This window comes from Inquilinus limosus MP06, assembly GCF_000767795.1.
Lineage (GTDB): Bacteria > Pseudomonadota > Alphaproteobacteria > DSM-16000 > Inquilinaceae > Inquilinus > Inquilinus limosus_E.
In genome coordinates this window covers 1-7652 of sequence record NZ_JANX01000287.1, presented here as the reverse complement: position 1 = coordinate 7652, position 7652 = coordinate 1, and the positions used below count along the sequence as shown (strand labels likewise).

The 7652-nt window shown below is 70.2% G+C and carries 8 protein-coding genes; 6 read left to right on the top strand and 2 right to left on the bottom strand.

Annotated elements, in window-relative coordinates:
- Both P409_RS20335 and P409_RS20330 read left to right on the top strand, forming a co-directional pair.
- Nucleotides 1-635: isopenicillin N synthase family dioxygenase (locus P409_RS20335; RefSeq protein ID WP_034842613.1), on the top strand; the 635-nt coding region annotated here is incomplete at its 5' end.
- Nucleotides 636-670: 35 nt separating this feature from the next.
- Entirely contained in the window at nucleotides 671-1489 is an 819-nt protein-coding gene (locus P409_RS20330) for a MetQ/NlpA family ABC transporter substrate-binding protein (protein ID WP_034842608.1), read from the top strand.
- Here P409_RS20330 and P409_RS20325 read toward each other — a convergent pair.
- Complete coding sequence (locus P409_RS20325) at nucleotides 1443-2387, bottom strand: LysR family transcriptional regulator (protein ID WP_052121021.1); 945 nt, start codon at nucleotides 2385-2387, stop codon at nucleotides 1443-1445. The two genes, P409_RS20330 and P409_RS20325, sit on opposite strands and share 47 nt — an antisense overlap.
- Before the next feature lie 127 nt (nucleotides 2388-2514).
- Here P409_RS20325 and P409_RS20320 point away from each other — a divergent pair, with 127 nt between their 5' ends.
- From P409_RS20320 to P409_RS20310, 3 genes are all read left to right on the top strand, one after another.
- Nucleotides 2515-3504, top strand: a complete 990-nt coding sequence (locus tag P409_RS20320) for an aldo/keto reductase (protein ID WP_034842604.1) — start codon at nucleotides 2515-2517, stop codon at nucleotides 3502-3504.
- A gap of 196 nt (nucleotides 3505-3700) precedes the next feature.
- The gene (locus P409_RS20315) at nucleotides 3701-4213 is read left to right on the top strand and encodes a low molecular weight protein-tyrosine-phosphatase (protein ID WP_052121019.1); all 513 of its coding nucleotides are present in this window, start codon (nucleotides 3701-3703) and stop codon (nucleotides 4211-4213) included.
- 84 nt (nucleotides 4214-4297) lie between these two features.
- A complete protein-coding gene (locus P409_RS20310) occupies nucleotides 4298-4948 on the top strand; it encodes a hypothetical protein (RefSeq protein ID WP_034842599.1) in 651 nt (216 codons plus the stop codon).
- 7 nt (nucleotides 4949-4955) lie between these two features.
- Here P409_RS20310 and P409_RS20305 read toward each other — a convergent pair whose 3' ends face one another.
- A complete protein-coding gene (locus P409_RS20305) occupies nucleotides 4956-6509 on the bottom strand; it encodes an MFS transporter (RefSeq protein ID WP_034842595.1) in 1554 nt (517 codons plus the stop codon).
- Nucleotides 6510-6687: 178 nt separating this feature from the next.
- Between P409_RS20305 and P409_RS20300 the strand changes: the two genes are divergently transcribed.
- Entirely contained in the window at nucleotides 6688-7563 is an 876-nt protein-coding gene (locus tag P409_RS20300) for a LysR family transcriptional regulator (protein WP_034842590.1), read from the top strand.
- The last annotated feature ends 89 nt before the right edge of the window (nucleotides 7564-7652 follow it).

The window sequence follows — 7652 nt, the reverse complement described above, 5'->3', positions numbered from 1 at the left end:
AGCCGGCGCTGCGCACCACGCTGCTGCGCTGGCAGGCGGAGCTGACGCGGGTGGCGATCCGCCTGCTCGAGGCCTTCGCCGCGGCGCTGGGCCAGCCGGAGGACGCGCTGGAATCGATCTATGGCGACACGCCGAACCAGCACATCAAGATCATCCGCTATCCCGGCCGCGAGGCCACCGGCAGCAGCCAGGGCGTCGGCGCGCACAAGGATTCCGGGTTCCTCACCCTGCTGCTGCAGGACACCCAGCGCGGCCTGCAGGTCGAGGGCGAGGACGGGCGCTGGATCGACGCCGAGCCGGTGCCGGGCACCTTCGTGGTCAATATCGGCGAGCTGCTGGAGCTGGCGACCAACGGCTATCTCCGTGCCACGGTGCACCGGGTGATCACGCCGCCGGCTGGGACCGACCGGCTGTCGGTCGCCTTCTTCCTCGGCGCCCGCCTCGACGCCACCGTGCCGCTGCTCGAGCTGCCGCCGGCCCTGGCGGCGGAGGCGCGCGGCCCGGCCAGCGACCCGCAGAACCCGCTGTTCCACGATGTCGGCCCGAACTACCTGAAGGGCCGGCTGCGCTCGCACCCCGATGTGGCGCAGCGCCACTACGCCGATGTCCTGGCGGCCCAGGCCGCCGCCTCCTGAACACGCCGCACTCCTCGACCTGACGGATCCCGAAGATGCTGAGTTCCCTGACCGCCCGCCTGGCGCGGGCGGCGATCGCTGCCGCCTTGCCCCTCGCCTTCGCCGGCGCCGCTTTGGCGCAGGACGCGCCGCTGAAGGTCGCGGCCGACGCCGTGCCGCATGCCGAGATCCTGGCCTTCGTGCAGAGCCAGGCGCCCGACCTGAAGCTCGACATCGTCGAGCTGTCGACCGCGGTGAACCCGAACGAGCTGCTGGCCCATGGCGACGTCGACGCCAACTACTTCCAGCACCTGCCCTATCTGCACTCGCAGGAGCAGGCGCTGGGCCAAACCTTCGCCGTCGCCGCCACCGTGCATATCGAGCCGCTGGGCGTCTATTCCCGCAAGGCGAAGAGCTTCGCCGAGGTGAAGGACGGCGGCACGGTGGCGGTGCCGAACAATGTCACCAATCTCAGCCGCGCCCTGTACCTGCTGCAGGACCAGAAGCTGATCCGGCTGAAGGACGGCTTCGCCGAGCCGGACAAGCAGCTGGCGACGCCGAACGACATCGCCGAGAACCCGAAGCACCTGAAGGTGCAGGAGGTCGAAGCGGCGCTGCTGCCGCGGGCGCTGGACGATGTCGACCTGGCGGTGATCAACGGCAACTACGCGCTGGAAGCGGGGCTGAGCCCATCCAAGGACGCGCTGGGGCTGGAGAAGGCGGAGGGCAACCCCTACGCCAACATCCTGGTGACCACGCCGAAGCTGGCGGACGACCCGCGGATCAAGCGGCTGGCGCAGGTTCTGACCTCGCCGGAGGTGGCGAAGTTCATCCGCGAGCGGTACCAGGGGGCGGTGATTCCGGTGAACGACTGACGGCCAGGTTGTCCGCGCGGATGAAGTCGATGAAGGCGCGCAGCGCCGCCGGCATCTGGCGCTGGCGCGGATAGTACAGGAAGAAGCCCGGGAAGGGCGGCGACCAGTCCAGCAGCAGCGGCACCAGCCGCCCGTCCGCCAGCTCCGCCGCGACCATCCCCTCGAACACATAAGCCAGGCCGGTGCCGTCCAGCGCCGACCGGATCAGGAGCCGCTGGTCGTTGTTGACGATCAGCGGTCCGTTCGGGCTGACCGTCAGCTCGCGGCCGTCCTTCTCGAACTCCCACGCATAGACGACGCCGCTCGGGAAGCGGTAGCCGAGGCAGGCATGCTCGGTCAGGTCGCGCGGCGTTTCCGGCCGCGGCCTTCGCGCCAGATAGGACGGGGCCGCGACCACGACCAGCCGCTGCTCGCCGCCGAAGCGCACCGCCACCATGTCGCGCTCCAGCTGCTCGCCGAGGCGCACGCCGGCATCGAAGCCGCCGGCGACGATGTCGACCAGGGCGCTGGTGACCGAAACCTCCAGCCGGATCTCCGGATAGGCGCCCAGGAACCGCGCCACCATCGGCGCCAGGCTCAGCTCCGCCGCCGGGATCGAGGCGGTGATCCGCAGCGAGCCGGCGGGCTGGCTGCGGAACTGGTCGATCTCCCCGACGGCGCCCTCGATGTCGCGGAAGGCGGGCTCCAGCCGGGCCAGCAGCCGCTCGCCCGCCTCGGTCGGCGTGACGCTGCGGGTGGTGCGGTTCAGCAGGCGCACGCCCAGCCGCCCCTCCAGCCCGCGGATGGCGTGGCTGAGGGCGGAGGCGGACAGCGCCAGCTCGACCGCCGCGCGGCGGAAGCTGCGGTGCCGCGCCACCGCGGCGAAGGCGGCCAGGTCGGGGAGGTCGGGGCGAAGCATTGCTGAACCTCGCTCATCAGCTCATGCGCATATCTACGGGTTATCGCATGATCGCCCAACCCCCATTCTCCTGGCGTGCCGCGGCGGTCAGTGCGGCCGGCGGCCCCGAACGCTCAGGAGAACCATCATGGACAGACGCTCCCTCGGCCAGGACGGCACCACCGTCTCCGCCATCGGCCTCGGCTGCATGGGCATGTCCGAATTCTACGGCTCGCGCGACGATGCGCAGTCGCTCGACACCCTCGCCGCGGCGCTGGAGCACGGCGTCGACTTCCTCGACACCGCCGACATGTACGGCTCGGGCCATAATGAGGAGCTGGTCGGCCGCTTCCTCAAGGGCCGGCGCGACCGGGTGGTGCTGGCCACCAAATTCGGCATCGTGCGCGAGCCCGGCGTCGCCGGGCGGCGGGTCGACAACTCGCCGGCCTATATCCGCGCCGCGGTCGAGGCCTCGCTGAAGCGCCTCGGCACCGATGTGATCGACCTCTACTACATGCATCGCCGCAACCCCGACGTGTCGGTCGAGGACTCGGTCGGCGCCATGGCGGAGCTGGTGAAGGCCGGCAAGGTGCGGCAGATCGGCCTGTCCGAAGTGTCGGCCGAGACGCTGCGCCGGGCCCATGCGGTGCACCCGATCGCGGCAGTGCAGAGCGAGTATTCGCTATGGACCCGCGATGCGGAGCGCAACGGCGTGCTGGAGGCCTGCCGCGACCTGGGCGCCACCTTCGTCGCCTATTCGCCGCTCGGCCGCGCCTTTCTGGCCGGCGCGGTGACCGACACCTCGACCCTGGCCGCGGATGATTTCCGCCGCGTCAATCCGCGCTTCGCCGACGAGGCGCTAGCCCAGAACACCCGCCTGGTCGAGGCGCTGGCGGATCTCGCCTTCGACCTCGGCGCCAAGCCGGCCCAGGTCGCGCTGGCCTGGCTGCTGGCCAAGCACGGCAACGTCGTGCCGATCCCGGGCACCAAGCGCCGCGCCTATCTGGCCGAGAACGCCGCGGCCGCCGCAATCCGGCTGACGGCGGAGCAGGTGGCGTCGCTGGATGTCCTGTTCGCACCGGAGGCCGTCGCCGGCGCGCGCTACAACGAAGCGGGCATGAAGGACATCGGTCTCTAAAAGCTGCGACAATCGTCGCCGCCAGCGAAGCTTTTTTACAGCACGTCGCCCTCCGCGTCATTGCGAGGAGGCGAAGCCGACGAAGCAATCCAGGGGCCGGTTCGCATTGGCTCCTGGATTGCTTCGCTTCGCTCGCAATGACGTGTTGGGAACCTAAAAAAGGCTTGGCGAGCGGGAGAGCCGACGTGTCTAGCCGATGTGGAGCGTTCTTGCCGCCTGGGCTCGCCGCGACTATCCAGGCGGCATGCGCATCCTGTTCGTCTGCACCGGCAACATCTGCCGCTCGCCGACCGCCGAGGGCGTGATGCGGGCCAGGCTGGCGGCCGCGCGGCTGGACCACGCGGTCGACAGCGCCGGCACCCACGGCTTCCATGCCGGCGAGCCGCCGCATCCGCCGGCGATCCGGGCCGCCGCGGCGCGCGGCTACGACCTGCTGCCGCTGCGCGCCCGCAAGCTGGAGCGGGCGGATTTCCGCCGCTTCGACCTGCTGCTGGCGATGGATCGCGGCCATCTCGACCGGATGCGCCGCCTGGCCGTGGCCGGGCCTGGCCGGATCGGCCTGTTCCTCGATTTCGCGCCGGGGCTGGAGGGGCGGGACGTGCCCGACCCCTATTACGGCGGCAGCGCCGATTTCGAGCATGTGCTGGACCTGGTCGAAGCCGGCTGCGACGCGCTGGTCGCGGCGCTGCGCGAGGGGCGGCTGGGCTAGGCAAGCAGCACCGCTCCCCGGCCTGGGACCGGACGGCCGGCGCGATCTGTTTCCGCAGCATAGGTTCCGTCGAAGGAGATCGCCATGATCGAGCTCAGCGACGCCCAAGACCGGCAGCACATCCTGCAGCTCATGACGACCGAACACTTCGTCCTGCAGACCGCCCGTGCCGCGACGATTCAGGAGGCGAATCAGCGCGCGAATCTGTTCCTGACCTCGGTATCGAGCGCGACGATCGCCCTCGCCTTCGTGGCCCAGGTGACGCAGATGGGCGGGCCGTTCGTGCTGTTCAGCGTGGTTCTGCTTCCTTGCCTCTACTTTATCGGCCTCGTCACCTTCGTACGCACCCTGCAGGTCGCCATCGAAGACATGGTGCATGCCCGTGGCATGGCCCGGATCCGGCACTACTACGTCGAGCTGGCTCCGTCCATGCGGCGATACCTGATCCATTCCACCCATGATGACGACCTTGCCCTGTCGGTTGACCGGGCGTTCAGCCCGTCGACCTGGCAGTCCTTCATGAGCACGTCGGGCATGGTGGGCACGATCGACAGCGCCATCGCCGGCGTCTTCGCTGCCGTGCTGGCGAAGGCGACGGCCGGCGTGCCGGTGCCGGTCGCCGCCGGTCTCGCAATTCTGGCCTTCGCGGCGAGTGTCCTCCTGCTGCGCCGCCATCATGTCCGGGCCTGGACGGCTGCCGAACAGGCGCTGGCCGTGCGGTTCCCCAGCGCCTGAGGCACCGCTACGGCCGTGCGGCACTCGCCTCCGCCGTCCGCGCCCGGCACGCCCGGGCCGGGCCGAAGATCGCGAAGCTGATCGCGGCCAGGACCCAGGCGCCGATGCCGCCATACAGCATCACCCAGCCGAAGCCGTCGACCAGCGCGCCGTGCACGGCGGCCCCCGACGGGTCCGCCGCCGCCAGCGCCGGATAGGCCTGCGGCAGGGCGGCCAGGTTGCCGGCGGCGACGGAGGCCGCCAGGGCCTGTTGCTGCGCCGCGTCGAGGGCGCCGGATACAGAGGCCGGCAAGGCCCAGCGGATGCCTTCCACCAGGATCAGCCCCATCACCGCGATGTTGATCGCCAGCGTGATCAGCCGGGCGCTGATGTCGATGCCCGACGCCATGCCGGCCCGGTTGGCGGGGACCGAGCCGGTGGTGGTGTTGGTCACCGGCGTGTTGGTCAGGCCGAGCCCGATCCCGGCCAGCAGCGTGCCGGGCAGCACCGTCAGCCAGCCGGCCTGCTCGACCCCGGCGCCCAGCCGCATCAGCAGGAAGCCCGTCCCCATCACCGCCATGCCGAGCGGGATGACCAGGCGCGGACCGCCGCGCTGCAGCAGGCGGTCGGCCACCGGCGGCATCACCAGGAACGGGATGGTGTAGGCCAGCAGCAGGAAGCCGACCGACCGGCTGTCGAGGCCCAGCCCGCCCTGGAAATAGATCGGCAGGTAGATCATGAACGGCCAATAGCACCAGTTCATGCCGATGCAGCCGATGATCGCGCCGCTGAACCGGCGGATGCGGAACACCGAGAAATCGAACATCGGATGTGGGCTGACCCGCTCCGCCACCAGGAAGCCGGCGAAGGCGGCCAGGGTCAGGACGGCCAGGCCGATCGCCTGGACTCGGTCCAGTTCCATCCCCTGGGTGATCAGGAAGGCCAGGCCGAACACCGCCAGCGTCAGGGTGACGATGCCGGCGACGTCCAGCCTCTGGGCGTGCGGGTCGCGCGATTCGCGGATGCCGATCAGGGAGGGGATCAGCGCCAGCACGGTCAGCGGCACATGGATCAGGAACACCCAGTGCCAGCTGGACCAGCTGGCGATCAGCCCGCCGATGATCGGGCCGAAGCCGAGGCCGATGCCGCTGATCACGCCCCAGGCGGAGAAGGCGCGGCCGCGCTCGCGCTCGTCCTGGAACTGGTGCGAGATGATCGCGATCACGCAGGTCAGCATAGCGCCGCCGGCCAGGCCCTGCAGGAAGCGGGCGGCGATCAGCACCGATACGTCATCGGCCAGGCCGCACATCAGCGACGTGGCGCCGAAGGCGATCGTGGTAATGGTGAAGACGCGCTTGCGGCCGTAGCGGTCGGCCAGGGTGCCGGTGGCCATCAGCACCGTGGTGCAGGCGATGGTGTAGGCGTTCATGATCCATTGCAGCCCGCGGAAATCGGCGGGCAGTGCCGTCTCCAGCGTCGGCAGGATCACCGGCACGCTGGAGATCTCGAGGCCGAACATCAGCGCAGCCAGGCAGGCGCCGATCAGCGCGGCCATGTTCCGGGCAGAGGGGGACAGAGCCATGATCCTTCTCTCGAAGCGACAGCCGCGCCGCCGCGCAGAAGCTTGCGCGACCGGTTCCGGCGCGGAGGGTGTCGGTGGGGGCTCGATCGGGCCTGGACCTGAATCTGGTCAATCGGCTTTCATGATGGAAATGAATTAATTTTGTGGCGTCCATTTTCCGCCATCATATATTTGATGGATGGATTTCGACCCCGCCCTGCTGCGTGCCTTCGTCGCCGTCCACGATGCCGGCGGCTTCACCCGTGCGGCCGAGCGGCTGCACCTGACCCAGTCCGCCGTCAGCCACCAGATCCGCCGGCTGGAGGAGCAGGTGGGCCGGCCGCTGCTGCAGCGGACCACGCGCAAGCTGCTGCTGACCGAGGACGGGCAGGAGTTCCTGCGTCATGCCGAGCAGATCCTGCAGGCGCAGGAGGCTCTGACCCGGCGCTTCCTGCCCTCTTCGGTGTCCGGCGTCGTCCGCTTCGGCGTGCCGGAGAATTTCCTCGGCGACCGGCTGCCGCATCTGCTGCGCCGCTACGCGCGCGATTACCCCCAGGTGCGGTTGGAGGTGGCGGTCAGCGTCTGCCTCGATCTCCGCGCCAAGGTCGAGGCGGGCGAGCTCGACCTCGCCGTGGTGATGTCGCGGCCGGGAGAGACCGGCGGCACGGTGCTGAAGCGGACGCAGTTCGTCTGGGCCGCGGCCGACAGCTTCGACTGGGCGCCGGGCACGTCGCTGCCGCTGGCGCTCGCCCCGCCGCCCTGCCCCTGCCGCACCATCGCGGTCGACGCCATCACCGCCTCGGGCGTCGAGTGGCATGTCGGCTTCACCTCGGCCAACCAGCACGGGCTGCGGGCGGCGGTGCTGGCGGGGCTGGCCGCCTCGATGATCGCCCGGGACGAGATCGAGCCGGGGATGAAGATCCTCGACCACCGCCACGGCCTGCCGCCGCTGCCGGAGGTGGAGTTCGCGCTGATCTGGCGGCCCGGCACCACCCTGCCCTGCGCGCGCGAGCTCGGCCGGCTGATCGTGGACTCGGCCGAGGCCGCGCCGGCGCAGCTCGCCCGGGCCGTCTAGTCAGTCGGCCCGCAATTGGCTGACACGGTTCGGGGCAGATCGGCGGCTCGTGGTTGATGCGGCCTACTTTGGTTTGCCTCTCCCGCAAG